The organism is Shewanella aestuarii, from assembly GCF_014647215.1.
Taxonomy (GTDB): Bacteria; Pseudomonadota; Gammaproteobacteria; order Enterobacterales; family Shewanellaceae; genus Shewanella; species Shewanella aestuarii.
Map to the genome: position 1 here is coordinate 254,146 of NZ_BMOT01000001.1, position 25,477 is coordinate 279,622.

General features: G+C 41.4%; 28 protein-coding genes. 11 read left to right on the forward strand and 17 right to left on the reverse strand.

Annotated features, from left to right (window positions below):
• The first annotated feature begins 35 nt into the window (after positions 1–35).
• From IEY03_RS01165 to IEY03_RS01180, 4 genes are all read left to right on the forward strand, one after another.
• Complete coding sequence (locus tag IEY03_RS01165) at positions 36–263, forward strand: DUF3389 family protein (RefSeq protein WP_188839505.1); 228 nt, start codon at positions 36–38, stop codon at positions 261–263.
• Positions 264–294: 31 nt separating this feature from the next.
• Entirely contained in the window at positions 295–966 is a 672-nt protein-coding gene (locus IEY03_RS01170) for an alpha/beta hydrolase (RefSeq protein ID WP_188839506.1), read from the forward strand.
• A gap of 338 nt (positions 967–1,304) precedes the next feature.
• The gene (gene ushA, locus IEY03_RS01175; RefSeq protein ID WP_188839507.1) at positions 1,305–3,011 is read left to right on the forward strand and encodes a bifunctional UDP-sugar hydrolase/5'-nucleotidase UshA; all 1,707 of its coding nucleotides are present in this window, start codon (positions 1,305–1,307) and stop codon (positions 3,009–3,011) included.
• A 253-nt stretch (positions 3,012–3,264) separates the two neighbouring features.
• The gene (locus IEY03_RS01180; protein ID WP_188839508.1) at positions 3,265–3,714 is read left to right on the forward strand and encodes an Hsp20 family protein; all 450 of its coding nucleotides are present in this window, start codon (positions 3,265–3,267) and stop codon (positions 3,712–3,714) included.
• Positions 3,715–3,793: 79 nt separating this feature from the next.
• Here the strand turns inward: IEY03_RS01180 and soxR are convergent, their stop codons facing one another.
• A complete protein-coding gene (gene soxR / locus IEY03_RS01185; RefSeq protein ID WP_188839509.1) occupies positions 3,794–4,240 on the reverse strand; it encodes a redox-sensitive transcriptional activator SoxR in 447 nt (148 codons plus the stop codon).
• Between the two features lie 115 nt (positions 4,241–4,355).
• On the opposite strand from soxR, the gene IEY03_RS01190 reads away from it, so the two are divergent.
• Together IEY03_RS01190 and IEY03_RS01195 are read left to right on the forward strand one after the other, a co-directional pair.
• Positions 4,356–4,772, forward strand: coding sequence for a VOC family protein (locus tag IEY03_RS01190; protein ID WP_188839510.1), 417 nt, complete (start codon positions 4,356–4,358; stop codon positions 4,770–4,772).
• A 124-nt stretch (positions 4,773–4,896) separates the two neighbouring features.
• Positions 4,897–5,301 (forward strand): NUDIX hydrolase, encoded by a 405-nt coding sequence (locus tag IEY03_RS01195; RefSeq protein ID WP_188839511.1) that lies wholly within the window; start codon positions 4,897–4,899, stop codon positions 5,299–5,301.
• A 159-nt stretch (positions 5,302–5,460) separates the two neighbouring features.
• Here the strand turns inward: IEY03_RS01195 and IEY03_RS01200 are convergent, their stop codons facing one another.
• From IEY03_RS01200 to IEY03_RS01215, 4 genes are read right to left on the reverse strand one after another with little or no spacing between them, the layout of a single operon-like run.
• Positions 5,461–5,862, reverse strand: coding sequence for a CBS domain-containing protein (locus tag IEY03_RS01200; RefSeq protein WP_188839512.1), 402 nt, complete (start codon positions 5,860–5,862; stop codon positions 5,461–5,463).
• Positions 5,859–6,209, reverse strand: a complete 351-nt coding sequence (locus IEY03_RS01205) for a P-II family nitrogen regulator (RefSeq protein ID WP_188839513.1) — start codon at positions 6,207–6,209, stop codon at positions 5,859–5,861. Before IEY03_RS01205 ends, IEY03_RS01200 begins: the two co-directional genes overlap by 4 nt.
• On the reverse strand, positions 6,199–6,993 hold the full coding sequence (locus IEY03_RS01210; protein ID WP_188839514.1) for a DUF1538 domain-containing protein: 795 nt from the start codon (positions 6,991–6,993) through the stop codon (positions 6,199–6,201). Before IEY03_RS01210 ends, IEY03_RS01205 begins: the two co-directional genes overlap by 11 nt.
• Positions 6,994–7,002: 9 nt before the next feature.
• On the reverse strand, positions 7,003–7,737 hold the full coding sequence (locus IEY03_RS01215) for a DUF1538 domain-containing protein (RefSeq protein WP_188839515.1): 735 nt from the start codon (positions 7,735–7,737) through the stop codon (positions 7,003–7,005).
• Between the two features lie 202 nt (positions 7,738–7,939).
• Between IEY03_RS01215 and IEY03_RS01220 the strand changes: the two genes are divergently transcribed.
• The 3 genes from IEY03_RS01220 to IEY03_RS01230 all read left to right on the forward strand — a co-directional run bounded on the left by IEY03_RS01220 (position 7,940) and on the right by IEY03_RS01230 (position 10,737).
• Positions 7,940–8,377 carry a PliI family lysozyme inhibitor of I-type lysozyme gene (locus tag IEY03_RS01220; RefSeq protein WP_188839516.1) on the forward strand — a complete coding sequence of 146 codons (438 nt, stop codon included), beginning with the start codon at positions 7,940–7,942 and terminating at the stop codon, positions 8,375–8,377.
• Positions 8,374–9,495, forward strand: a complete 1,122-nt coding sequence (locus IEY03_RS01225) for a thiolase C-terminal domain-containing protein (RefSeq protein ID WP_229778167.1) — start codon at positions 8,374–8,376, stop codon at positions 9,493–9,495. Before IEY03_RS01220 ends, IEY03_RS01225 begins: the two co-directional genes overlap by 4 nt.
• 129 nt (positions 9,496–9,624) lie before the next feature.
• Positions 9,625–10,737: a TonB family protein gene (locus IEY03_RS01230; RefSeq protein ID WP_188839517.1), complete on the forward strand. Its 1,113-nt coding sequence runs from the start codon at positions 9,625–9,627 to the stop codon at positions 10,735–10,737.
• On the opposite strand, the gene IEY03_RS01235 is transcribed toward IEY03_RS01230, so the two are convergent.
• The 5 genes from IEY03_RS01235 to IEY03_RS01255 all read right to left on the reverse strand — a co-directional run bounded on the left by IEY03_RS01235 (position 10,734) and on the right by IEY03_RS01255 (position 15,768).
• Positions 10,734–11,078, reverse strand: coding sequence for a hypothetical protein (locus IEY03_RS01235; RefSeq protein ID WP_188839518.1), 345 nt, complete (start codon positions 11,076–11,078; stop codon positions 10,734–10,736). The two genes, IEY03_RS01230 and IEY03_RS01235, sit on opposite strands and share 4 nt — an antisense overlap.
• Positions 11,079–11,279: 201 nt before the next feature.
• On the reverse strand, positions 11,280–11,702 hold the full coding sequence (locus IEY03_RS01240; protein WP_188839519.1) for a CBS domain-containing protein: 423 nt from the start codon (positions 11,700–11,702) through the stop codon (positions 11,280–11,282).
• A gap of 116 nt (positions 11,703–11,818) precedes the next feature.
• On the reverse strand, positions 11,819–13,552 hold the full coding sequence (gene olsF, locus IEY03_RS01245; RefSeq protein ID WP_229778168.1) for a bifunctional ornithine lipid synthase OlsF: 1,734 nt from the start codon (positions 13,550–13,552) through the stop codon (positions 11,819–11,821).
• Positions 13,552–14,520 carry a UDP-2,3-diacylglucosamine diphosphatase gene (locus IEY03_RS01250; RefSeq protein WP_188839520.1) on the reverse strand — a complete coding sequence of 323 codons (969 nt, stop codon included), beginning with the start codon at positions 14,518–14,520 and terminating at the stop codon, positions 13,552–13,554. The genes olsF and IEY03_RS01250 overlap by 1 nt, the downstream gene beginning before the upstream one ends.
• A 216-nt stretch (positions 14,521–14,736) precedes the next feature.
• Positions 14,737–15,768, reverse strand: a complete 1,032-nt coding sequence (locus IEY03_RS01255) for a Glu/Leu/Phe/Val dehydrogenase dimerization domain-containing protein (protein WP_188839521.1) — start codon at positions 15,766–15,768, stop codon at positions 14,737–14,739.
• A 391-nt stretch (positions 15,769–16,159) separates the two neighbouring features.
• Between IEY03_RS01255 and IEY03_RS01260 the strand changes: the two genes are divergently transcribed.
• Positions 16,160–16,600, forward strand: coding sequence for a DUF4826 family protein (locus IEY03_RS01260; protein WP_188839522.1), 441 nt, complete (start codon positions 16,160–16,162; stop codon positions 16,598–16,600).
• Between the two features lie 65 nt (positions 16,601–16,665).
• Here IEY03_RS01260 and IEY03_RS01265 read toward each other — a convergent pair whose 3' ends face one another.
• The 6 genes from IEY03_RS01265 to IEY03_RS01290 form a co-directional block, all read right to left on the reverse strand.
• Positions 16,666–17,796 (reverse strand): ribosomal protein uL16 3-hydroxylase, encoded by a 1,131-nt coding sequence (locus tag IEY03_RS01265; protein WP_188839523.1) that lies wholly within the window; start codon positions 17,794–17,796, stop codon positions 16,666–16,668.
• Positions 17,797–17,901: 105 nt separating this feature from the next.
• Complete coding sequence (gene purB, locus IEY03_RS01270) at positions 17,902–19,272, reverse strand: adenylosuccinate lyase (RefSeq protein WP_188839524.1); 1,371 nt, start codon at positions 19,270–19,272, stop codon at positions 17,902–17,904.
• Between the two features lie 44 nt (positions 19,273–19,316).
• On the reverse strand, positions 19,317–19,937 hold the full coding sequence (gene hflD / locus IEY03_RS01275; protein WP_268238945.1) for a high frequency lysogenization protein HflD: 621 nt from the start codon (positions 19,935–19,937) through the stop codon (positions 19,317–19,319).
• Between the two features lie 12 nt (positions 19,938–19,949).
• Complete coding sequence (gene mnmA / locus IEY03_RS01280; protein WP_188839525.1) at positions 19,950–21,065, reverse strand: tRNA 2-thiouridine(34) synthase MnmA; 1,116 nt, start codon at positions 21,063–21,065, stop codon at positions 19,950–19,952.
• A 155-nt stretch (positions 21,066–21,220) separates the two neighbouring features.
• Positions 21,221–21,679, reverse strand: coding sequence for an NUDIX hydrolase (locus IEY03_RS01285; RefSeq protein ID WP_188839526.1), 459 nt, complete (start codon positions 21,677–21,679; stop codon positions 21,221–21,223).
• Between the two features lie 4 nt (positions 21,680–21,683).
• Entirely contained in the window at positions 21,684–22,385 is a 702-nt protein-coding gene (locus tag IEY03_RS01290; protein WP_188839527.1) for an rRNA large subunit pseudouridine synthase E, read from the reverse strand.
• A gap of 517 nt (positions 22,386–22,902) precedes the next feature.
• Between IEY03_RS01290 and IEY03_RS01295 the strand changes: the two genes are divergently transcribed.
• The gene (locus tag IEY03_RS01295) at positions 22,903–25,128 is read left to right on the forward strand and encodes an NADP-dependent isocitrate dehydrogenase (RefSeq protein WP_188839528.1); all 2,226 of its coding nucleotides are present in this window, start codon (positions 22,903–22,905) and stop codon (positions 25,126–25,128) included.
• Positions 25,129–25,254: 126 nt separating this feature from the next.
• On the opposite strand, the gene cspD is transcribed toward IEY03_RS01295, so the two are convergent.
• Positions 25,255–25,461 carry a cold shock domain-containing protein CspD gene (gene cspD, locus IEY03_RS01300; RefSeq protein WP_188839529.1) on the reverse strand — a complete coding sequence of 69 codons (207 nt, stop codon included), beginning with the start codon at positions 25,459–25,461 and terminating at the stop codon, positions 25,255–25,257.
• Positions 25,462–25,477 lie beyond the last annotated feature (16 nt).

The window sequence follows — 25,477 nt, forward strand, 5'->3', positions numbered from 1 at the left end:
GTGTTCTCTCGCTTGTCCTCTAATTAAGTACTCCTATGATCCTCGAATTTTCTCAAGGCAAACTCATTATTACGCCTAATGAAATACAGTGCCGCCTTTTTCTAAATCACATTATTTTGAGCGCCGCAGTTGATGATATTAGCTGCTTTCATCATGGCTTAGTTATCGCTGCTGATGCTGGCACAGTGAAGTGGACGATCAAATTAGATACGCCACAGCAGTTTGACCTGTTATTACAAGAAACGGGCATTCAGGCTCAGTAGATAACAATTTACCCATTAATTAAGGAATCACATGACTCAATCAACTTTGGATGCCATTTTTGTTGAACCAAGCAATACGGCCACATCATGCGTGATCTGGTTACATGGTTTAGGTGACTCTGGTGCGGGGTTTGCGCCTGTAGTGCCTGTCTTAGGCCTACCCGCAGGCCATGCTATACGTTTTATTTTCCCCCATGCGCCTGAGCAGGCAGTTACTATCAATGGTGGTTATATCATGCGTTCTTGGTATGACATTAAAAGTATGGATTTACATGACCGTGCTGATATTGAGGGTGTTTTGGCATCTGAGTTACAGATTAAGCAACTTATCGACCAACAAATTGCCTTAGGGATCCCTGCAAATAGAATTATCTTAGCGGGCTTCAGTCAAGGCGGGGTAATGAGCTTGTTTACTGGGTTACGGTTTGAGCAATCCCTTGCTGGCATTATGGCGCTTTCTTGCTACTTGCCTGGTGGCGAACATTTACCTGAGCAGTTATCTGTCGCCAATAAGCAAACGCCCATTTTACAAAATCATGGTGATCAGGATGAAGTTGTGCCGTTATTTGCCGGTAAAATGGCATTTGATGCATTAAATAATGCCGGCTACAACACAAGATGGAAGACCTATCCCATGGCTCATAGTGTTTTACCTAACCAATTATCTGAGATTGGTCAATGGATAAATAATTTATTGAATTAACATGCGCTAGCTATAGATTGGGCTTGTTCTGTATATAAGACAGTCTGCAGTATTAGGTTAAATAAATAAATAGTACGGTATTTAAAGGCTTAATCCTGTTTATGGATTAAGCCTTTTTTATTGGCCACTGTTAATGATTCGCTTGAGGTTTTACTTGTTTTATTTTGCGGATAATATGCATTCTAACTCTTTGTTAATATTGCACTAAATGTCATTTTTTTGTCATAAAGTTGTCACGTTGCAGTCCCATTCTTTGCTATTATTTTCGGGTGAATTAAAAAGTTCGCTTATCAAATTTAGATAAATAAATACAAGATAACTAATAAATGGGGTTACAAATGTCTAAAATGTTAATGAAAGGGCTCTTGGCATCTGCCGTGCTTGCGGCGCTAGTTGGGTGTAACAGCGATAATGATGTAAAAGTCCCGACGACCTGTGCTGAAGCAGGATCTGAATGTAAAATCTTTACTGTATTGCATACTAATGATAACCATGGTCGTTTTTGGGAAAACAAAGACGGCGAATATGGCATGGCTGCTCGCAAGGCATTAATTGACCAAATCCGTGCACAGGTTAGCGCCAACGGTGGCGAAAGTATTTTGTTATCTGGTGGTGATATCAATACAGGTGTGCCTGAGTCAGATTTACAAGATGCGATCCCTGACTTCATTGGCATGAATGAAATCCGTTATGACGCAATGGCAGTGGGTAATCATGAGTTTGATAATCCATTAGCTGTGCTTGACTCACAACGCTCTATTGCTAACTTCCCAATGCTTGCTGCCAATATTTATCATGCAGATGGCACCACACGTTATTTTGAACCATACAAAGTCTTTGACATTAATGGTGTGCGTATCGCCGTTATTGGTTTAACAACAGAAGATACCGCTAAACTGGGTAATCCTGAATTCATCAGCGATATCGTATTTACCGATCCTAAAACCGAAGTGGCGAAAGTCATTGCTGAAATCAAAGCTAACAATGAAGCTGACTTAATTTTTGCTACGACTCATATGGGGCATTATGAAGATGGTAAACATGGTAGCAACGCTCCAGGTGATGTAGAGCTTGCTCGTGCATTAAATGAAGGCGATTTACACGCTGTTATTGGTGGTCACTCACAAAATCCAGTGTGTATGGAACCGGGCACAAATGAATACGCTGACTTCAAACCAGGTGATGATTGTGCACCAGATATGCAAAATGGCACTTATATCATGCAAGCCCATGAATGGGGTAAGTATGTAGGTCGTGCGGATTTCGAATACTTCAATGGTAAATTAAACCTAGCAAGCTATAAATTGATCCCTGTTAATTTAAAGAAAACCGTGGAAGATACGGCAGGCAATAAAACTAAAGTGTATATTGGTGAAGAAATTGTACCAGATGCAGATTTGAAGCAATTACTGTCTTATTACCAAGAACGTGGTCAAGGTCAATTAAGTGAAGTCATTGCTGAAACCGATGCTCGATTAGAAGGCGACAGAAGTATTGTGCGTGGCGAACAAACTAACCTAGGTCGTTTAATTGCTGAAGCGCAACGGACTAAAGTCAATGCTGATTTCTCAGTCATGAACTCTGGGGGCGTGCGTGCTTCAATTGATGCTGGTGATATCTCTTACCGCGACGTATTAACTGTCCAACCATTTGGTAATATGGTCACCCTAAATACCTTAACGGGCGCAGAGGTTGCTGATTATTTAAGTACAGTGGCAACGTTCCAGCGTGGTTCAGGTGCTTATGCACAAATTACCGGGGTTAAAATGAGCGTGGACTGTGCTGCCAATACTGTTGATATCAGTGAAATTAATGGTAAAACCTTCGCCGCAGACAGTAGCTATACCTTTACGGTACCAAGCTATAACGCTGCAGGTGGTGATGGTTATCCAAAACTTGAGTCAGTGCAAACAGGTTATGTCGATGCCGAAGTACTTTATACTTACTTGAAAGGTAAAGGCATGATTGTTGCTGCAGACTATGCTCCTGTTGGCGATATTATCTACACTAACTCTAATAGTGTTTTAGGCTGTGAATTAAACTAATTTAGCCGTTTATCGCGTATAACAATCTAAGAACAATCCATTAATTGAGTGGGTTGTTCTTTTTTTTGCAATTTTTTATTGATTACTCTTGAATTTAACCTCGCAACCCACATATCTAATTTGTAGCAAGATGACACACTAGAATGCTCAATTGAGGTTTTAACATCTTGCAACCCATTGCGCCGAAAGGGCAATGCACACATGCCAATACTGGCTTAATTATTTACATATTGCTTTAGACAAGGATATGATTATGCGTAATTTTTCTATTTCTCCAGATTTAACTCCTCTTTACCGCAGTGCCATCGGGTTTGATCGTTTAGCGCAACTTGCTGAACATGCCGCCGCCAATAATGGTAACAATGGCTATCCGCCATACAATATCGAATTATTAGGTGAAAACCGTTACCGCATTACCATGGCCGTGGCTGGCTTTAGTATGACTGAACTTGATATTACCAGTGAAGGCGAAAAACTTTTGGTTAAAGGCAGTAAAGCGAACCAAAAAGATGAACGTAAATATTTGCATCAGGGTATTGCCGAACGCGGCTTTGAGCGCACATTTCAGCTGGCCGATCATGTTAAAGTGATAGGGGCTGAATTAGAAAATGGGTTGTTGAATATTGATTTGGAACGTGAAATTCCAGAAGCAATGAAAGCACGTAAAATTGAAATAACTCGAGCTCGACTTATCAGTGATTAAGCTTGTTTGATTGTTGTCAATCTTCCCCCCATTAGATGATTATTTTCATCAGGGTTTAGTCAACAGACTAAACCCTTTTTCATTTGTTTCTTGCCAGTAATACTGCGCCATCGCCTTTAGTGGCTAAGGTGTCATTAGGGTTATACAGCGGACAATTGGTCATCGATAAACAACCACAGCCGATGCATCCCTCGAGTGAATCTCTTAAGTCTTCCAAGGCACTAATTTGGGCATTGAGTTGGTTTTTCCATGTTTGCGACAGTTGACTCCAATCATCTTTATTGGGCGTACGTTGATTTGGTAAATGACTGAATGCCTTTTGGATATCTTGCAAACTAATACCAAATTGCTGCGCAGCTTTAATGACCGAGACTCTTCTTAAAACATCACGTTGATAACGCCGCTGGTTACCTTGATTACGTAATGATTTTATCAATCCCTTTTGTTCGTAAAAGTGTAACGTCGATACTTTTACCCCGCAGCGTGTCGCTACTTGTCCGACAGATAAGTCATATTCGTTGAGCATAAAAGTCCTTAATAATTTATTTATAAAATAACTAAAAAACCGCTTTACCTCAAGTTAACTTGAGGTTTTATGCTGTATTCCGTGATTGAATCCATTTATTAAAAAAGGAATACGTATGTACTTAGAACATTTGAATATAGTCGTTAAAGATTTACAGCAAACATTGGCATTTTACCGAGCTGCTATGCCTCATTGGCGGGTGAGAGGTGGAGGAGAGTCCACATGGTATGGTGTACCGCGTAAATGGCTGCATTTTGGTGATGATAATCACTATTTGTCATTTAATGATTCAGGTACCGGTAAAGTGCGGGAATTAACCTCAAATGAGCTTGGTGTAGCCCACTTTGCCTATGTGGTGAATGATTTAGATGGTGTGATTGGACGCTTAAATGAAGCTGGTTTTGAGGTAAGAATTTGGGGCGGTAATGAGCCCCATGCTAAAAGCGTCTATTTCATTGACCCGAACGGTTATGAAGTTGAGTTTGTTCAATATTTAACGGATATACCCAGTGAACGAAATATCTATCAATAATCAAATATTGGTTGATTAAATATAAATAAATAGGCCGTGTTTATCGCAGCATTATCATAAATTTTTTAGCAACCCGTTGGTAAACCCTATATGTTAACCATTTAAATTTATAATCGAGAATATTATGGCGTTTAACGATAGGTTTCGGCTGAGTGCCCATGCTGTGATAACCAATAGTCAAAAGCAAGTGTTGCAGGTCAGGGCAACTTATGGTGACAAAAATTGGGGTCTACCTGGTGGCGCGTTAGAGTTAGGTGAAACGATACATCAAGCTGTTAAACGCGAATGCTTAGAAGAATTAGGCTGCGAGGTGAAAGTTGATTACCTATCGGGTGTGTATTATCACAGTGCGTATCAATCTCAGGTGTTTATTTTTAAATGCACACTTGTTGAACCTACAGCCATTAAGCTAAGTGATGAACACAGTGAATATCAGTATTTTGATTTATCAGCTTTGTCGTCGGTGCAGTTATGTCGAGTTAAAACCTGTATTGAGTTTGATGGCGAAGTTGATAGTCGAGTTTTTTAAATAGCAGATAAACATGATTCGATTACGTTAACTAGTCTATTAAAATTAAAAATAAACAAAGCCGATAGACATCAGTGTCTGTCGGCTTTATATGAACCACAAATAGATTAATTACCTTTTTATCCATGCGGATAGGATGTTTCAAGCTATGCCGTTAAATTATGCGTTAATCATGCCTTTTAATACAATATCATCGTAAGTCACAAACCCTTTGATGTTGTTGTCCTCTAATACTGGCGCTTTATTGATGTCAAAACGTTCAAATAGTCTTGCGGTATAACGTACGTCCATATCGGCCGAGACAGAAAAAACTGGTTTGATCATAATTTCGTATACGTTGGTTCGATCCGGTGATTTGTCTTTAGCTAATACTTTTCGCGCGATATCACTCATCAAGACTAAACCGTACTCGTCATGTTCAGTACGCTTGTTTACCACTAGCACTTTGACATTTTTAGCGACAGCAGTCGCAATCGCCTCTGAAACCGTAATCGTGCCCTCTACCATGGCATAGTCTTGGTTTAACACATCGCGGTTTCTGACAGGAGTTTTAGCGTTCATATCTGATCCTCAATTTCTTTTGTCAGTTCTTGTACTTGATGGGCAACCCCAACAGCGTCTTCCACATCAATTTGAATGGCAATACCACGACCTTTGTTGGTGTCAAATTTACCCACTTGGGCGATAGTTTCTAAAATGTGGCGTGACATGTGTTCTTCAACTAACCATAAAATAACATCTCGCTGTACATCTAAACCTAAGCCCATAAAGGTTTTTTTCTTGATTAACCCTTCACCGCGAGCGTGATTAATTACCGTTGCGCCAGTAGCGCCGGCTTCACGGGCCGCATCTAAAATTTCATCAGTACAGTCGTCATCAACAAAGGCGACAATTAATTTAAAGCGCATCTGTATGCTCCTCTTGCTGCTCAGCGACAGCTTTTCGTTTAGAGATATATTCGACTATTTGGGCATAGGCCATCACGGAAATAATCGGAAATAAACTGGCAAAAGCGATAAGGCCAAAGCCATCAATTAAAGGGTTGCGACCATCCACATTAGTGGCTAAACCTAAGCCTAATGCGGCAACAAGCGGCACTGTAACGGTGGAGGTAGTGACTCCTCCCGAGTCATATGCCAATGGAATAATCATTTTAGGGGCGTAAAAGGTTTGAATGACCACAATAATATAGCCGCCCATAATGTAGTAATGAATGGGATCGCCCACCACAATACGAAAACAACCTAAAGAAATCCCGAATGCCACCCCAATAGCGACCGAAATACGTAACCCTTGAATGCCGATGGTGCCACCTGATACTTCGTTTGCTTTAATCGCCACCGCTATTAGCGATGGCTCGGCAATTGTCGTACTAAACCCAATTGCTGCGGCAAAGATATATACCCATAAATAGTCTTGCCAGATAAAAGGGGTTGGCTCGCCATCAGGATGTAAAAATTCTGGCGTGGTTAATTGATTTGCCATGCTTTCGCCGATGGGAAATAAGGCCAGTTCAAGTCCGACCAAGAAAAATGTCAGTCCAATAATGACATACACAAAGCCCAGCGCGACTTTACGCCAGTTAGGTATAGGGCGTTTAAGTACCCCTAATTGAAAACCAAATAAGATAACGGCAATGGGCACAACGTCTCTGGCTGTCAATAATAAGGTTTCCAATAACTGATAAAACATCTTGGCTCCTTATAAAAATATCATTCCATAAACCATCACAAAAATCATCGGTGTGAGGCTGGCAAAAGCAATTAAACCAAAACCATCCAGCATGGGATTACGCCCTTTAATGACTGTGGCTAAACCCACACCCAGTGCAGTAACTAAGGGGACGGTAATCGTTGACGTAGTAACGCCGCCGGAATCGTAAGCGATACCGATTATGCTGGGTGGTGCAAACGAAGTGAGGATCATCACTAAAATATAGCCACCAATGATAATGTAATGAATTGGCCAGCCTTTTAAAATTCGAATTACGCCGAGTAAAATGGCTAATCCCACAGATATGGCTACCGTTAAGCGTAATCCCATGGCGTAATCAGCTAATGACGTTTCATCATTAGCGATCGCACCCGATTCGGCAGCAACCTTTGCGGCTTCATTGGCTACCGCGGTGAGAGCTGGTTCGGCTAGAGTCGTACCAAAACCGAGAGAAAATGAAAATATTACCAACCAAAAAACACTGCCTTTACGGGCTAGGGCTTCAGCAAGAGACTCTCCAATTGGAAATAACCCCATTTCAAGGCCGAATACAAAAAAGGTCAACCCAAGCACAATGAATACCAAGCCAATTAAAATTGAGCCTAATTGATCGGGCGCTTGTTTTAGGATAAAAATTTCGAAAAAACCAACAACTAAGATAATGGGCACCAAATCTTTAAAACTACTGAACATTGAGGTTAAAAGCTTCAACACTGCAGACATCTATCCTCCATAAAAATCAGTATGTAATTTATTCAGTGTGCCTTACAAATTGATAATCTCAACAAATTGTTTACAAAAGTCGTCATTTGTTTGATGTTAATCAATAAATATGCAATTGGTGTGAGATAGGTAACTTTGTTGATTATTCACATTTAAATCATTCAGGGTATTATCACTATTAGGCCTACAAAGGAGTTTCGTGATGTGGAAAATATTTAACAGTTTGATTTTAGCTGGTGTATTGGGATTCAACAGTCCTGCTATGTGTGCAGAAAGCAGTATTGAAAATGGCACAGACAATAGGGAAATAAAGAATACCCTAAGCCAGTCAGATGGTTATTTACAGGTGCTAACATTAAAAAATGGCATGTCAGTCGTCATTGAAGAAGGGCGCTTAGAGCCGCGCTCAATCGGTAGCATCAGTGTAAAACTGTATCGTAATTTAGACGTCGGTGACTTTGCTTCTGCAATGACCTTTATGCGTGACGGTACGATCATCAGCACAGCGTTAACAGACAATCTTGATGGGGGGAGCCAAATCAAAATTACTACCGTCACCGCAGGTAGTGGCCAATATCAGGCTATCCATCAAATCTGTATCACGGCTGAGTTAGTTGGGTTCTGTCAGGTTGCACCATGAATAACGTTCTCATTGCAGGCGTCGGAATGACGCGATTTTGCAAGCCTGGTCAACATCAGCCTTATCGGGTCATGGCCGCCAAGGCGATTAACTCAGCTTTAGCTGATAGTGGTTTATCTGCAGGCAATATTCAGCAGGCATTTGGTGCTTATATTTATGGTGACAGCACCTGTGCCCAACATGCCTTTTATGATGTGATCCAAAGTGGCATACCAATTATTAACATAAACAATAATTGCTCTAGTGGTTCCACTGCTCTGTATTTAGCCAGACAGGCAGTGTTATTGGGGGAAATCGATTGTGCGTTAGCATTTGGCTTTGAAGAAATGCAACCTGGTGCTTTAGGTTCGCATTGGCAGGACCGTGAAAGCCCATTCATTAGAATTGATCCCGTATTATCGACATTTAATGCGCCCGATGGTCCAATTGCCTTGCGTGCTTTTGGCGCGGCGGGTAAGCACTATATGGATAAATACCATGTGTCGTCAAAGCTGTTTGCTCAGGTGGCGGTAAAATCTCGTCGTCATGCCATCAATAACCCCTACGCATTACTCAGAATGCCACTGTGTGCTGATCAGGTGTTAGCCGACAAGGTTATATATGATGGGTATTTAACCCGTCTAATGGCTTGTCCGCCTACTTGCGGCGCAGCAGCAGTAATTGTATGCAGTGAGCGCTTTGCAAAACAGCATAACCTTGCAGCAGCGATAAAGATTTTGGCTCAATCTATGGCCACCGACACTGAGTGTTCATGGCAAGATCCTATTAATGCTGTTGGCAAGTCAATGACAATGATGGCCGCCGAAAATGTGTATAATGCAGCGGGTATTGAACCGCAAGACATTGATGTAATAGAATTACATGACTGTTTCACCCCAAATGAAGTGATCACCTACGAGGCATTAGGCCTGTGTCCTGAGGGGGAAGCTGAGCAGTTTATCAACTCGGGTAATAATACCTATGGCGGTAAATTTGTGATTGGCCCGTCTGGTGGACTTATGTCAAAAGGCCATCCCATTGGGGCAACGGGTTTAGCACAATGTGCAGAACTTGTGTGGCATTTACGCGATCAAGCAGGTGATCGTCAGGTGCCAGGCGCGCTTAGCCTTACAACATAATGTGGGTTTAGGTGGGGCGGTTGTGGTGACGTTATACGGTAAGTGATGTTGCCGTAAATATTGGTAAATTATGCCTTTTTAGTGATAAGTTTAGTGACTTTACACAAATAAATACAGAATGGAATCTACATGAAACATAAAACTCTTCAGTTCAACTCGAATATTATTGCTGCAAAAATAAGAATGTGTGTTTACGGCAGTATTTTAGTGTCGAGCATGGTTTCACCTTTGGCACAAGCGGCTGATTTTTCATCAAGTTATCAAGCTTATCAACAAGCCGTTGCAGCAAAAGATGTTGAGCAAACATTAGTGTATGCACAGCAAGCTTTTGATTTAGGCAAAGTCAGCTTTGGTGAACACCATATAGATACAGCGAAGTTACTCATGAACCTTGCCAATGTGCAACGTGATAGTGGTGATAACGTTTCCGCAAGCCAGAACTATGACAAGGTATTGGCCAGCTATCTTGCACATTATGGAGAAGATAGCCTTGAAGTGTTAGATCCTATGTTACTAGCTGCAGAGTCAACAACCAATGACAAAAAGGCCCAAGCACTTTTTGAAGATGCCATTAATGTGGCAAAGTCATTAAATGAGCCTCTAGTATTAGCTGAAGTTTATACGGCTGCTTTTAAGCACTTATATAAAACCACTGAATATAATCACACCATAAAAAATTATGGTTTAAAGGCGTATGACATTTACAGCAAACATCTTCCTGAGGATGCAATTTTGCGGGTTGATGCCACTTATCTCGCTGCATCAATCCAGTTTGCTGAAAAACAATATGACGCTGCAGAGCGGTTATTTCTTGAAGTGATAAAACAGTATCAAGCCCTTGATTATAGTCATCCATCAGAGTTGCATGCCCACGCTGTTTTGGTTGAGTTGTACGAGAAACAAAATAATAGCCAACAAGCCACGGCACACTGTATTGCGATTGGTAAAATGAAACCTTGGTCAGATGATCAGGATCAAGTGCCTTTATTTAGACATCACCCTAATTATCCCAAGTCCTATGCAATAGACAGAAAACAGGGATGGGTTGATATGGCGTTTACCATTGATGTAAATGGCTTTGTTAAGTCGGCATCGGTAATAGATTCTAAGGGCGGAAAACGTTTTGAAAAAGAATCGCTAGAGGCCATTCAAAAATGGCGTTATGCCCCTAAGTTTGTTGACGGTAATCCGGTCGAAGCACAAGCAAAAGTACGTCTTGATTTCACTATTGCTAACGGCTAAAACACCATGTAAAAAGTGAGTAGCGAGAACAGCATACACACCAAGCCAGCCTCGATGAGTCGCTGGCTTTTTTGTAGCTGATTTTTACCTTGCTTCAGTACAGTGACTAAATTTTGTTGGTTGTAAATTCTGCATGTTAGTAGGTCAGTTTGTGGATCAACTAACAATTGTAAGTTATATTTTTTACCATTTTTCAATAAGATATCGTGACTACTTAAAATGCCGAAATTGAATTTTTGCGATACCACCTTGCCATTAAGCAATACTTTTTCTAAGCCACACCAGTTGCTGGCTTGCAATTCAAAATTGTCCTGATTTAAAAGATAACTGAATTTAATCATGGCATCGCTCCATTGCATTTTACTCTTCCAAAAGTGTATTAATCTAAGCAGAGTAAAGTGACAGTTTCCAGTACCAAAAGATGAAGGTTTTAAGAATATGGGCTAATTGATTGGTGGCTAAACGAAAAATATTTTTAACTATTTTTTCTTGCAAAATGGCTGGCTATACACTTATTTGAGATTGCGGAGATTGGCCTCTATTTAGTCGTTTTCACTATAAGCTCTGAGTAAATCCTTCCAGGTGATAATGCCGACTAAAGCACCATTATCTAATACGGGTAAACTGCCAATGCCGTGTTCAAGAATAATTTCACAAGCTTGTTTTAAGCTGGTATGAGGTGCAACAGTAATCGGGTTGTGGGTCATGACTTGATGCACGCGTTTATTGAGGGTTTCTGTGTCTCTGATCAGTTCAGCGGCCGTACCAATATTTGGACTAAGGGCTTTTAAAAAGTCGCGGTGAGACAAAATACCTTGCAAAGTGTCATCTTCATCAATGGCTAACAAATGATGAAAGCTCACATTGTCGAAAATGTGTTTAGCAACAGATAAACGATCATCAATTGAAATAGTGACAATTCGCTTGGTCATAATGTGGCTAACAAGTGTAATGGCTGCTGGCATGTTTATCCTCTTTAACTCGGCATCTTTAAAGTTACTTTGCCTCGTTATTAATTTATAGCAGATAAACTATAGTACAACAATGAGTTAGCCACATAGTAAACTCAGTCAAGTCAATTTTATGGAGTAAATCCAAGGTATTTTTGCGCCTTATGGGGCTTTAATTGATGAATGTCCACTAAGACTAAACCATCAATACAATCACCAAATTCAGTATCAATGCCAAAATCAATAAACTGCACGCCCTGTTCTTCACACAGTTCACCATATTGTTTAAATAGTGTTGGTACCGATACGCCCATGTTTGCTAATGTCCTTTTAAGAATTTTAAAATTGTCAGCATAATTATCCCCGTTAAATAGGCGGTGCAATTGATGTGACCGTTCATCAGTTATAAAGTACGCGTTATTTGATTTGGCTAATTCAACCTGACTTGGAAATTGGCTTTGATAGAAATAGATAAGTAATTCTTTCGCCGTTTCAGGATAGTTGTTACTTATTGTCACTGGGCCAAATAAATATCTATATTGTGGGTGTTTAGCTAAAAAGGCTCCAATACCTTGCCAAAGATATTCAAGGCTTCTGCGCCCCCAATATTTTGGTTGTACAAAACTTCTACCTAGCTCCAGCCCTTGTTCAAAATAGGGCGCGAAATTGGCATGGTAAGTGAACAAGGTTTCGCTATATAAGCCATTATCTGAAATTTGCCGATGAATATGCTGTGCGCTAGCAAAACGGTATGCACCGACAATCTCTAAATCGTCTTTGTCCCATAACACTAAATGCCAATAGTCATTGTCATATTTATCAATGTCTCTACGTTTGCCTGTACCTTCACCCACAGCCCTGAAAGCGATTTCGCGTAAGCGGCCAATTTCACGCATTATGGCGCTGCTCTGTTTATGCTGGTAAAGGTAGATCACTTTATTGTCTGAAGTGTGTCCCAATGGCTCGCATAATTGTAATTCCTGTTGCAAGCAGGTGCGAGATTCAGGATGAGCAACGGCATTTTGGGTACTAAACAACGGCGGCCTATTTTTACCAATCCGATAAAGGTGGTTTTTGAGTAATGTCACTTGCGTTTTTAGCGGAAAGTCATTGTTTGCAATGGTTTCCTTGGCAATCAATTTACCTATTCGAACAGGCATCACTTGGTTAACCTGGCGAAACATCTCTTTGACCAGTAATAAGGTCGCTAACGGTTTATACAACATAGATGCGCCATAGAAGGTGGCCGAGTTTTTAGCATCAACAAACATAGGCAGCAACGGGGCGTTACAGGCTTTGGCCATTTTTACAAAACCCGTTTGCCAAAGTAAATCAGTAACACCGCTGGGGCGTAAGCGAGACACTTCACCTGATGGGAATATTAATAACGCTCCTTCAGATTTTAAATGCTGGTGGATTTTGTCTAAATGCTGTTTTGGGGTGCCGCCCGTCATGTTTCTGACGGGCAGTAAAATTGAATGTAATGGCTTTATAGCCATGAGTAATTCATTTGCGACGACTTTGATATCAGGTCTTACTTTACTGATTAATTTTATTAATGCCAGTGCATCAAGCGAGCCGATAGGGTGGTTGGCATAAATCACCACTCGACCGTCAATGGGAATATTTTCTATTTCATTGTTGGGAACGCTATAACTAAAATTAAAACTGCCGAGAACCTGCTCAACAAAATCAACGCCGGTGAGATGTTGATGCTGTAGCGCAATATCATTGCACTGCTGCTCGTGCAGTAAGTAGCGAAGCATGGCTTTAGTGGGTTTGGCTAACCAAGGTTTATTGGCTAATTGCGGCAGGTTTTGCGCTACCATTTGCTCAACAGTAAACATCATTTGGTTTGACTTCATTATGCCACCTTTTGTTTAGGCGGTTGTGATTGCTCAAACATGGCCGCAGAAAAAGGCTGATCCGTTTCAATACGTTGGATAATATGGGTGCTTTTACTCTGTTCATCCCATTTTAATAACTGAAACTCGCCTAATAAGGTTTCTGCAACTAAGGTGCAGTTTTCGACCCAATCTCCGTCATTGGCATAGATGATGTGCCGTTCACCTGAGCCATGAACCGATAGCTCAGGTTGGTGAATATGGCCACAAATAACCATGTCGACCTGTTGCTTAACGGCAAACCGAATAACAGCAGTACGAAAACTATTTATGGCCTGTTGTGCTTTGTTAACCCGCAATTTTATGTAACTTGCTAATGACCAATAAGGGTACCCCAGTTGACTTCGCACTTGGTGTAGATTGCGATTTAGCCACAGCAACACATCATATAAATGGTCGCCTAATTGGGCATAGGTACGACTGACACACACTTCGGAATCAAATTGATCACCGTGCAACATTAAGCATCGTTTCCCCAAGATAGACTGATGTACATAATCGGCCGCAATGGTGATCCCCCTAAAGTGACTGTCAACATAGGCTTTAAACAATTCATCGTGATTACCGGGTATATAAACAACTTGCGTGCCGTTCTGTGCTAATGCGAGTATTTTGGCTAAAACAGCTTGATGGCTATCAGGCCAAAATACGCGTTTTTTCAATGCCCAAATATCAATAATATCGCCGACCAGATATAAATACTGACAATGGGTATGATCCAAAAAGTCTAATAAAAGCTCTGCTTTGCAATCGAGACTGCCTAAGTGGATATCGGATAACCATACAGCATAAAAATCTTGCGGGTGTTGTGAACCTAAAGCGGTTTTTTCTGGTGTGGGTGATGAGGGGGGGAAGACCGGTGACACATAAGGGGATGACGTATTTTTAGCTTGAGTCACTGGTTTAAATAATGTGCTTATTTTATCCATTTGCTTACTCTCTACCAAATAGCACTGTATTAACTTGGGTACAGCTTAATGGCAGAAATTGACTAAACGGTGACGGAAATATTGCAATTGGATGAATAATATCGGCGATATGCTGATGGAGTTGATAATAAAAAAGGGAAGCTTAGCTTCCCTGATAATGGTGTTAACGTCACCGACGTAGTGTTACTCAATAGCGATTAAGCTAACGACTATGCACTAGCGTGCTGCATCAATAATGGCTCTTGCCATTTCATCAGCTACTGAACCTGTGGTGCGATCTTCAGCATCAGCACGAGTAAAGATGGTGAGCAAGGTTTGGTAGATTTGTTCAACCTTGGCAACTGACGCGGCTTTGTCATAGTTATTTTCAAAAGACACGTTGATAATACCGCCGGCGTTAATGACATAATCTGGTGCATATAAAATGCCCATCTCTTTTAACTTTTCACCGTGACGAACTTCAGCAAGCTGGTTGTTGGCACAACCAGCAACAATAGTCGCTTTAAGTAATGGTAAAGTAATGTCGTTTAAAGTTGCTCCTAATGCGCATGGTGCATATACATCAACATCTTGATTGTAAATATCTTGTGGTTCAACCACGGTTGCGCCAAATTCACTGGCAACACGATCTAATGATGCTTGATGAATGTCGGTCACCACTAATTCAGCACCTTCTTCATGCAAATGCTTACAAAGGTAATAACCCACGTGTCCTACGCCTTGGACTGACACCTTAATACCTTTAAGGCTACCAATACCACGTTGATGTTTTACCGCAGCTTTGATACCTAAGTAAGTACCTAAAGCGGTAAGTGGTGACGGATCTCCTGATTTGCCCTCTAAACCTGCGACATAGGGAGTTTCGCGGTTAGCAATCATCATATCTGAGGTAGAAACACCCACGTCTTCGGCTGAATAATATTTTCCGCCTAAACTATTAACGAAACGGCCAAATGCGAGGAATAATTTTTCACGGTCAGTGGTTTTTGGATCGGCAATAATAACAGCTTTACCTCCACCCATAGTTAACCCTGCAAGGGCATTCTTGTAGGTCATACCGCGCGACAGGCGCAATACATCTGTCAGAGCTTCATCATCAGATTGATAATTCCACATTCTACAACCACCAACGGCAGGGCCTTTGTTGGTGTTATGCACTGCAATAATAGCTTTTAAGCCACTTTCTTTATCATGACAAAACACAACTTGTTCGTGCTCATCAAACGAGAGATGATTAAATACAGCCACGTAAATTCTCCACTTGCTTTATGGTCGTGTGTTAGTTTTGACTAACACTTAATTATTAACGCTTTAGTTGTTCATTCTGGCATTTAATGTAACAGATATATCAAAACCACAGTAGAGTAGATTGAGCTACAACGCTGGCTTGGTGATACTTTATACCCAGTTAAAATTAAATACTGTAAATGAATCAAATTCGATATTTGTTATTGCAGCACGATAGCATTTAGCGATACTCTCAACAAAGCTTGATTCAGTTATTTTTGTGATCAAGCTGGCAATTTTGCTTGCCACTTTACGTAAACGTAAAGTATTTTAGTATTTAGATTGAATTCCAGCATCGTGGCTGAATAAAAAACAACCATGTATGCTTAATAACAATAAGATAGGAAGTGTTATGGCTGATGAAGTAGTTGAACAGGTTGCAGAGCCTACTGTTGATCAAGAAGCATTAAGACAACAATGGGTTAAAACACAATTCCAAAAAGCAAATCGCTTTCTTGCGGAAAAAGGCGTGATCCCCAATAAGGTTTTTGCTGATGAAAGTCGTTATCTTGCACCGTATCTCGCCATTTGGAAAATGGACTCGAAACAACCCTCAAAGCAAACATTTTGGGTGATGTCTGGTGATTTACCGTCTGACTATGTTGATGTTAAAGTTGCACAAACCGCTCGTGAAGCCATTCGTCATTTTTCAATGATGTGGCAACTAAAAGCAGAAAATCTGCATAAATCTGGCGCGACACGCGATGCTACGCAGTTGAAATTTGCTAATTTATTAGTTTCACGCGCAGAAAGCTTATATAAAATGCATGAAGATGAAAAACTCTGGTCTTAATCTTAAGGCTCACAAGATAAAAAAGGCACTTAATGTGCCTTTTTTGTTGGTATCGAGAATGGTTATTACTCTGCTAGGTAATACAAACCTTGATTGAGAAGCTCAACTAGCAGTTGTCCAATAGATGCATTTGCCAATAAATCAGTGGCGTTTACGCTATCTAAAGTCATGGTGTTTGCTAATATCAATAACTGTGCCTCAGTAACATCTTCAAGTGGGTACACTTCGCCGTTTATGAATAAACGACATTGTTGGTCGTTCTCTAAACGCAGCACTTTTAAACCGCCAATACGCGCGATGCTGGCATTGTCTTGCACCATTTCTTGTAATTCTTCGAGTGTAACGGGTTCTTCACCTTCACAAATATCAAGTTCAAAACGGTTTTGGCTGAGCAATTTACCTAACATGGTTTGATATTTTTCAGGCTGAGTGGCTAACTCTGCCAGTAACTGCATAATACCTTGCTGCTGAGTTTCACTGACCACACCTGGATCTGAGGCCTCAGATGCAGATGTAAAACGTTTATGACCGCTGTTATTATCAATCAAGGAGTCAGCAAGCTGGGTTAGCAGCTCTTGCTGGCTAGGGGCTCTAAAGCCAATTGAATAGCTTAAGGCTAGCGATAAAGTCTCACCACAATGTGGATAGCCAGGAGGGATATATAATACGTCACCCTTTTTTAATACAACGTCGATAATAGGTTCAAAATCATCGACTAATGGTGATGTTGCATCACCACCGCGACGTTGGTGATGACCTTTGTCGCCCACTTTCCAACGACGTTCACCTTCACCTTGAATAATGAACACATCATAATTATCAATGTGTGGGCCTACACCGCCCTCGGGCGTAGCAAATGACACCATTAAGTCGTCAAAGCGCCAATCGGGTAAAAAGCGAAATGCATCCACTAGTGGTTGGGAGTCGGGATACCAATGGTTTACGGCCTGTACTAGCAGCTGCCATTTAGTTTCGCCATATGCATCGTAATCTTCAAATGGGCCTTGGATCACGTCCCATTGATTGTCTTTAGTGACAACAATACGCGATGAAATCTCTTCTTCGCAAGCAAGACCAGCTAATTCATCTGCGGCAATCGGGTCAACAAAGTCGGCGAAAGCTTGTGTTAATACCACAGGGGTTTGCTGCCAGTGCTGTTTAATGAAGGCTTGGGTGTCAAAAGTTAATTGATACATGGTCTTACTCTCTGATTAGTGTGCATGTAATGTAAAACAAAAGCGGCAACTCGAATGTCGAGCTGCCGCTATTTTAAGTGAGGCTTTTTAACCTCAGCTGACAAGTTATTTTAAATCGTCAACAAATGCTTCAGCACGGCCAATGTAGTTAGCTGGAGTCATTTTTTTAAGTTCAACTTTAACGTCCGCGGGCAATTCAAGTCCGTCGATAAATACCGCTAACTGTTGCGCGTCAATTCGTTTGCCACGAGTTAACTCTTTAAGTTTTTCGTATGGTTTTTCAATGCCATAACGACGCATTACTGTTTGAACTGGCTCAGCTAGCACTTCCCAGTTTACGTCCAATTCCGCACGTAAATGCGCTTCGTTAACTTCTAACTTGCTGATCCCTTTTAAGGTAGCTTGGTAAGCAATCAATGAATGAGCAATACCGACACCTAAATTACGCAATACGGTTGAGTCAGTTAAATCACGTTGCCAGCGAGAAACAGGTAGTTTAGCGGCTAAATGCTGCATTAGCGCATTGGCGATGCCTAAGTTACCTTCAGAGTTTTCAAAGTCGATTGGGTTAACTTTGTGCGGCATGGTTGAAGAACCAATTTCGCCAGCAATTGTGCGTTGTTTGAAGTGACCTAAAGCAATGTAGCCCCAAATGTCACGGTCGAAATCGATTAAGATGGTGTTGAAACGTGCCATAGCATCAAATAATTCTGCAATGTAATCATGCGGCTCAATTTGTGTTGTGTAAGCGTTCCAGTTAATGCCTAGGCTAGTAACAAAACGCTGTGACAACGAGTGCCAATCCACTTCTGGGTAAGCAGAGATGTGAGCATTGTAGTTACCTACAGCGCCATTAATTTTACCCATAATTTCAACTGCTTGAATTTGCTTCAATTGACGCTCTAAACGCACGACTACGTTAGCCATTTCCTTGCCTAAGGTACTTGGTGAAGCAGGCTGACCATGGGTACGTGACATGAGTGGTACAGTTTTATTGTCATGGGCTAACTTTTTAATCGCATCAACGATTTGTTGGCACTGTGGTACAACAACAAGTTCACGGGCTTCTTTAAGCATTAAACCGTGTGATAGGTTGTTAATGTCTTCTGAAGTACAGGCAAAGTGAACAAATTCATCGATTGCAACTAACTCAGCGTTGTCAGCAATTTTTTCTTTGATGAAGTATTCAACCGCTTTCACGTCATGGTTAGTGGTGCTTTCAATGGTTTTAACACGTAGTGCGTCTTGCTCACTGAAGTTATCTTTAATGCTGTCTAGTAATGCTAATGCTGACTCGCTAAACGGTGGCACTTCTTCAATTTCTGGGCAGCTAGATAATAATTTTAACCAGTTAATCTCAACTTGTACGCGGTACTTAGTAAGACCGAACTCGCTGAAAATCCCTCTTAATGACGCGGTTTTACTACCATAACGACCGTCTACCGGAGAGATAGCAGTTAGTGCGGAAAGATCCATTTGAAGCTCCTTGGTGAACTTTTATTGTAGGGTGATTCGATTATTTATTTTTGTTGGCTGTTAACAGCCGTATCAAATATTGCTTTTCGTGCAAAGACTAAGTGGCGACGTTTACCGCCTAATTGGCGCCATAACACGGCACTGCGCATGGCTGATAGTAGCAATGCGCGAATTTTGTTTTGCACGTTAGTTTGTTTTAAAAAAGCTGGATTACCAGAAATTTGTAGTTTAGGCCCAAGCGTACTAATCACATCGCTGTAAATGCTAGCTAGGTTAGCTAGGACTTGTTCATCGGTAATCGAAAAGTGGGCTAATTGACGATGCACCTGATTAATCCGCTCAGCCAGCATGCCTAAGCCATTAGGTGAGCGAGAAAGTTTGCGCTCTAACGCCAATACACCGACTAAATAACGAGTGGTTTCGACATCTTTATTACTGCCATCACCAAGTTGATTTTGGATCAGCTGATAGCCTTTATCCAATAACTCTTTATTGGGATACACGTCAGCTGTGCTCTCAGGGTTAGTGACTAAAATGGTATTCAGGCTAGCCGCTAACGCTTGTTCGTCACCTTCACCATGACGGGCGATGTATTGCACTTGTCCAATGGCCTGTAAAATGCCAGCAAATGCCATGGTGCGTTCATATAAGATATTGTCAGTCACGATGTGGCTTACCTATCCTTTAATTAACATGTCGATGATACCGCCGCCTAAGCAAACTTCACCATCATAAAATACAGCTGATTGCCCAGGTGTGACTGCGGCAACAGGCTCATCAAAAAGCACTTCAATCGTGTCTTGATTAATATGCTTAATTTGACATTGTACATCGCGTTGACGGTATCGAGTTTTAACGCTTAGCTGGCTAGCATCGGCTGGGCCTTTACGGTCAACCCAATCTAATTGTTTAACCCTCATGCCTACAGACATCAATCGTGGATGATTACCACCTTGGGCAACCACTAATACATTGCGGTCTAGGTCTTTATCAACCACGTACCAGGGATCGTCATTACTGTTTTTCAAACCGCCAATGCCTAAGCCTTTGCGTTGACCTAATGTATGGTACATCAAACCTTGGTGAGTACCGATCACTTCGCCTTCAGCGGTTTCTATATCGCCAGGCATAGCCGGTAAATAGGTGGCTAAAAAGTCGGTAAATTTACGTTCACCAATAAAACAAATACCTGTGCTGTCTTTTTTATCATGGGTGATAAGGCCCATCTCTTTAGCAATATCACGCACTTGATGTTTTTCAAGTTCGCCAACAGGGAACAAGCTACGGGCCACTTGCTCATGGCTAAGGGTATATAAAAAGTAGCTTTGGTCTTTGTTGTTATCGACACCGCGTAACATTTGCGTGCTGCCATCGGCATTGTCACGACGACGGACATAATGGCCCATGGCAATGAAATCTGCGTCTAATATCTCATCAGCAAATTCTAAAAATGCTTTGAATTTAATTTCTTTGTTACACATGATATCTGGATTGGGTGTACGACCGGCTTTGTATTCCGCGAGGAAGTACTCAAAAACATTATCCCAATATTCAGAGGCAAAATTGACTGTATGCAGTTTTATGCCGAGTTTGTCGCAAACCGATTGAGCATCTTTTAAATCTTCACTGGCAGCGCAGTATTCATCCGTGTCATCTTCTTCCCAATTCTTCATAAATAGACCTTCAACTTCATAGCCTTGCTGGATAAGCAAATAAGCTGAAACTGAAGAGTCCACACCGCCAGACATGCCAACGATGACTTTTTTACCATTAGTGGGTGTGATTGATGTCATAGATCCTATAAACCGTTCTGTATGCCGATGAAATGCCAAAAAACGCGGCGTTTCAAAAGAGAAATTATCTGTAAATTCTGCGGCGCGTATTCTATCACGCATTCGCATTAGGGGCTATCTTAGGGTGGTAAATGTTGCATTCAATTCAGGGCTGATCATAAATAGTCTGCATTTAGCAGACGAACCGAATAATGTTTGCCTTGCTGTTTAATGAAATCATCAATCGATTTAAGCACTAACGGGCTTCGCATTTGCTCTGATTTCTTGGCTATTTGTTCTCTGCTAAACCAATGGGTGCGGGTGATCGCAGGGTCCAGAGGTTCGCATTTGACTTGGATCGGTAATTCAGCACAAAAAGTGAAACGTACAAAAGCCAACTCTGGATTTGCGGTAAATTGATAAATGCCCACCAATGAAAAAGGGGTAATTATCAAGCCCGTTTCCTCTAGTATTTCACGTTTGCATGCTTCAATAATTGACTCGTCGGCCTCAAGGTGGCCGGCAGGTTGGTTATAACGCACTTCACCGTCGATGAGCTCTTCTACCAATAGGAATTTACCGCCACAGTGGATGATTGCGGCAACCGTGGTATTGGGTTTATATCGTTCACTCATTGGATTAACTCTTGGCGGATGCAGTTTGATTAATCACTTGGTATTCACCATTGGCTAAATTATCTAGACTCCATTGGCCTATTTTATAGCGGATTAATCTGAGTGTGGGATAGCCAACATGCGCTGTCATTCGTCTAACTTGGCGGTTTTTACCTTCGCATATTTGAATTTCTAACCAGCTGGTTGGAATGGCTTTACGCTCTCTCACCGCCGGTGTGCGCGGCCAGACATCAGGCTCAGGTATAATACGCACTTTAGCAGGTAAGGTTTTACCGTCTTTTAATACAACACCTTGTTGAAGTGATTCAATCGCTTGTTGGCTCGGCTCACCTTCAACCTGTACCCAATAGGTTTTGAATGTTTTCTGATTTGGCTGGGTGAGTTTGGCTTGTAATTGACCGTCATTGGTTAGCAGCAATAGACCTTCACTGTCTCTGTCTAGTCTTCCTGCGGCATAAACGTCTGGGATTGCGATAAAATCTTTTAAGGTTTTTCTGCCGGCTTCATCGGTAAATTGGCATAACACATCAAATGGCTTATTAAATAGCACAATAACGGGATTGGCAGGCCGAGGTTTGGACTTAGGTAACGACTTATTTGTCAATAATCTGTTCGACGATGACTTCGATGAGCGCGTAGCCACATTTTTGTTTGGGCTTGTCTTAAAACGCGTGTTAAATGATGGTTTTTTTACAGGGGTTGCCATAGTGAAAGCTAGATGCCTTTGCGTTCAGTTATGCGACTGTTCTAGATTACTTTGAAACTTACCCAAGTGGGAAACCTTTCAATATTGAATCAGCTTGGCATAAAAAATTTACGTTAAATATGCGTAAAAAGGGTTAAAAAATCGGAACAATGACCAGTTTACTGCTTATTCGCCATAAGTGGAATTTGAATATTATTCAGAATGCTCTATGATGTTGGCCTGAAAATTGTGATCTGTACCTAATTTTTTCTTAAATTGGCTAGTGGCAACATATTTAACTAGCTGATTTTTCATTGTTTAGAGTAAAGCAATGAAGGAAGTATTAATAAAAATAAAAAATGGGATAGGGGATTTCACAAATGTTGTCGCATAAAACCCTCACTTGGGGCGTGTGGCACAACGTTTCATCACAGCAAACAGGTAATCATCTTGCTTGATGACATCATCGTGAGATCGTCAACATATCCGCACCAAATATTCTAATAAATTATTAATTTACAATAATGTAGGAAAAACCATGAAAGATAACTCTCCAACGATTATTTATACTGAAACGGACGAAGCGCCAGCATTAGCAACACTTTCTCTGTTACCTATTATTCGTACTTTTACCAACGCTGCGGGCGTTAAAGTTGAAACACGTGACATTTCTTTGTCTGGCCGTGTGATTGCAAACTTCCCAGAAAAATTAACTGCAGAACAAAAAATTGCTGATGCATTAACTGAACTCGGTGAATTAGCGAATCTTCCTGAAGCGAACATTATTAAGTTACCTAATATCAGTGCTTCAATTCCTCAGTTGAAAGCGTGTATTGCTGAGCTTCAAGCGCAAGGTTATGACATCCCTAACTATCCGGATGAGCCTAAAACTGATGCTGAAAAAGAAACTCAGTCACGTTATGACAAAATCAAAGGCAGCGCAGTAAACCCTGTATTACGCGAAGGTAACTCAGATCGTCGCGCGCCAACGTCTGTGAAAAACTATGCTAAGAAAAACCCACATTCAATGGGTAAATGGGCAAGTGATTCTAAGTCACACGTTGCCCATATGTCTGAAGGCGATTTCTACGGTAGCGAGCAGTCAGTGACGTTAGCGGCAGCAGATAAAGTTAGCATAGTGTTAGCCAAAGCTGATGGGAGCGAGCAAGTATTAAAAGCGGGCTTAGCATTATTAGCTGATGAAGTGATTGATGCTGCTGTAATGAGCAAAAAAGCACTTGTAGATTTCTATACCCGTGAAATTGAAGCTGCTAAATCAGAAGATATTTTATTATCACTGCACTTAAAAGCGACCATGATGAAAGTGTCTGACCCAATCCTATTTGGTCATGCAGTTAAAGTCTTCTTCAAGGACGTATTCGACAAGCACAGTGCATTATTTGCTGAGCTAGGCGTTGATGTTAACAATGGTTTTGGTGATGTGTATGCCAAAATTAAATCATTACCTGAAGCGCAACGTGCTGAAGTAGAAGCGGATATCGCAGCGGTTTATGCAGCACGCCCAGCACTTGCAATGGTTGATTCAGACAAAGGCATCACCAACTTACATGTACCAAGCGACATCATTATTGATGCTTCTATGCCTGCAGCTATTCGCTCTTCAGGTCAAATGTGGGGCCCAGATGGCCAATTGAAAGACACTAAAGCAATGATCCCAGATCGTTGTTATGCCGGTGTTTATCAAGAAACCATCGCTTTCTGTAAAGCGAACGGTGCTTTCAACCCTACAACAATGGGCAGCGTACCAAACGTAGGTTTGATGGCTCAAAAAGCTGAAGAATACGGTAGTCACGATAAAACATTTGAAATCAAAGCCGCCGGTACAGTTAAGGTTGTTAACCAAGCGGGTGACGTTTTAATGAGTCACGCTGTTGAAGTTGGTGATATTTATCGTATGTGTCAGGTTAAAGATGCGCCTATCCGTGACTGGGTGAAACTGGCAGTTAAACGTTCACGTTTAAGCAACACACCTGCGGTATTCTGGTTAGACAGCAATCGTGCACACGACGCTGAATTAATCAAAAAGGTAAACACCTATTTAGCAGATCATGACACTGCAGGGTTAGAAATCAGCATCATGTCACCAGTTGATGCAACGCGTTTCACTTTAGACCGTATCATTAAAGGTGAAGACACAATCTCTGTAACGGGTAACGTGTTACGTGACTACTTAACTGACTTGTTCCCAATTCTTGAATTAGGCACCAGTGCTAAAATGCTATCAATTGTGCCTCTGATGAATGGCGGTGGCTTATTTGAAACAGGTGCAGGTGGTTCAGCGCCTAAGCATGTTCAGCAAGTTGAAAAAGAAAACCACCTACGTTGGGATTCTTTAGGTGAATTCTTAGCACTTGCTGCATCTTTAGAGCACCTAAGCCAAACTACAGGCAATACTCAAGCACAAGTTCTTGCTGATGCGCTTGATGTTGCTATTGGTCAGTTCCTTGATAGCAACAAGTCTCCTTCACGCCGCGTGGGTGAATTAGACAACCGTGGTTCACATTTCTTCTTAGCGCTTTACTGGGCACAAGCTCTTGCAGCGCAAACATCTGATGCAGAGTTAGCCGCGAAGTTTACCAAGCTGGCAACGGATTTATTATCAAATGAAGCCGTGATTGTGGCTGAGTTAAATGATGCACAAGGCCCAGCAGTAGATTTAGGTGGTTACTATCGCTTAGATGCTGCTAAATCTGAAAAAGCCATGCGCCCAAGCAAGACGTTAAATAGCTTTATCGTGGCATAAACCACTTTCTTAGCTAATCAAAAACGCGCCTTAATGGCGCGTTTTTTGTTTTTTGAAGCTTTATTTTGGCTAAATAAAAAGACAGGGATTAAAATCCCTGTCTTTTTGCTTTATAGTCTCACCTAACTAATTAGTTGGTGAAATGGCTGATGCATGCATCCCTTTAGGGCCTGCTTCTACCTCAAAAGAAACCGGTTGTCCCGCTTTAAGCGTTCGATAACCTTCCATTTCTATGGTTGAATAATGTGCAAAAACATCCTCGCCACCCTGATCTGGGCAAATAAACCCGAATCCCTTGGCGTTGTTGAACCATTTTACAGTTCCGCTTGCCATACTTCCACTTCCTTCT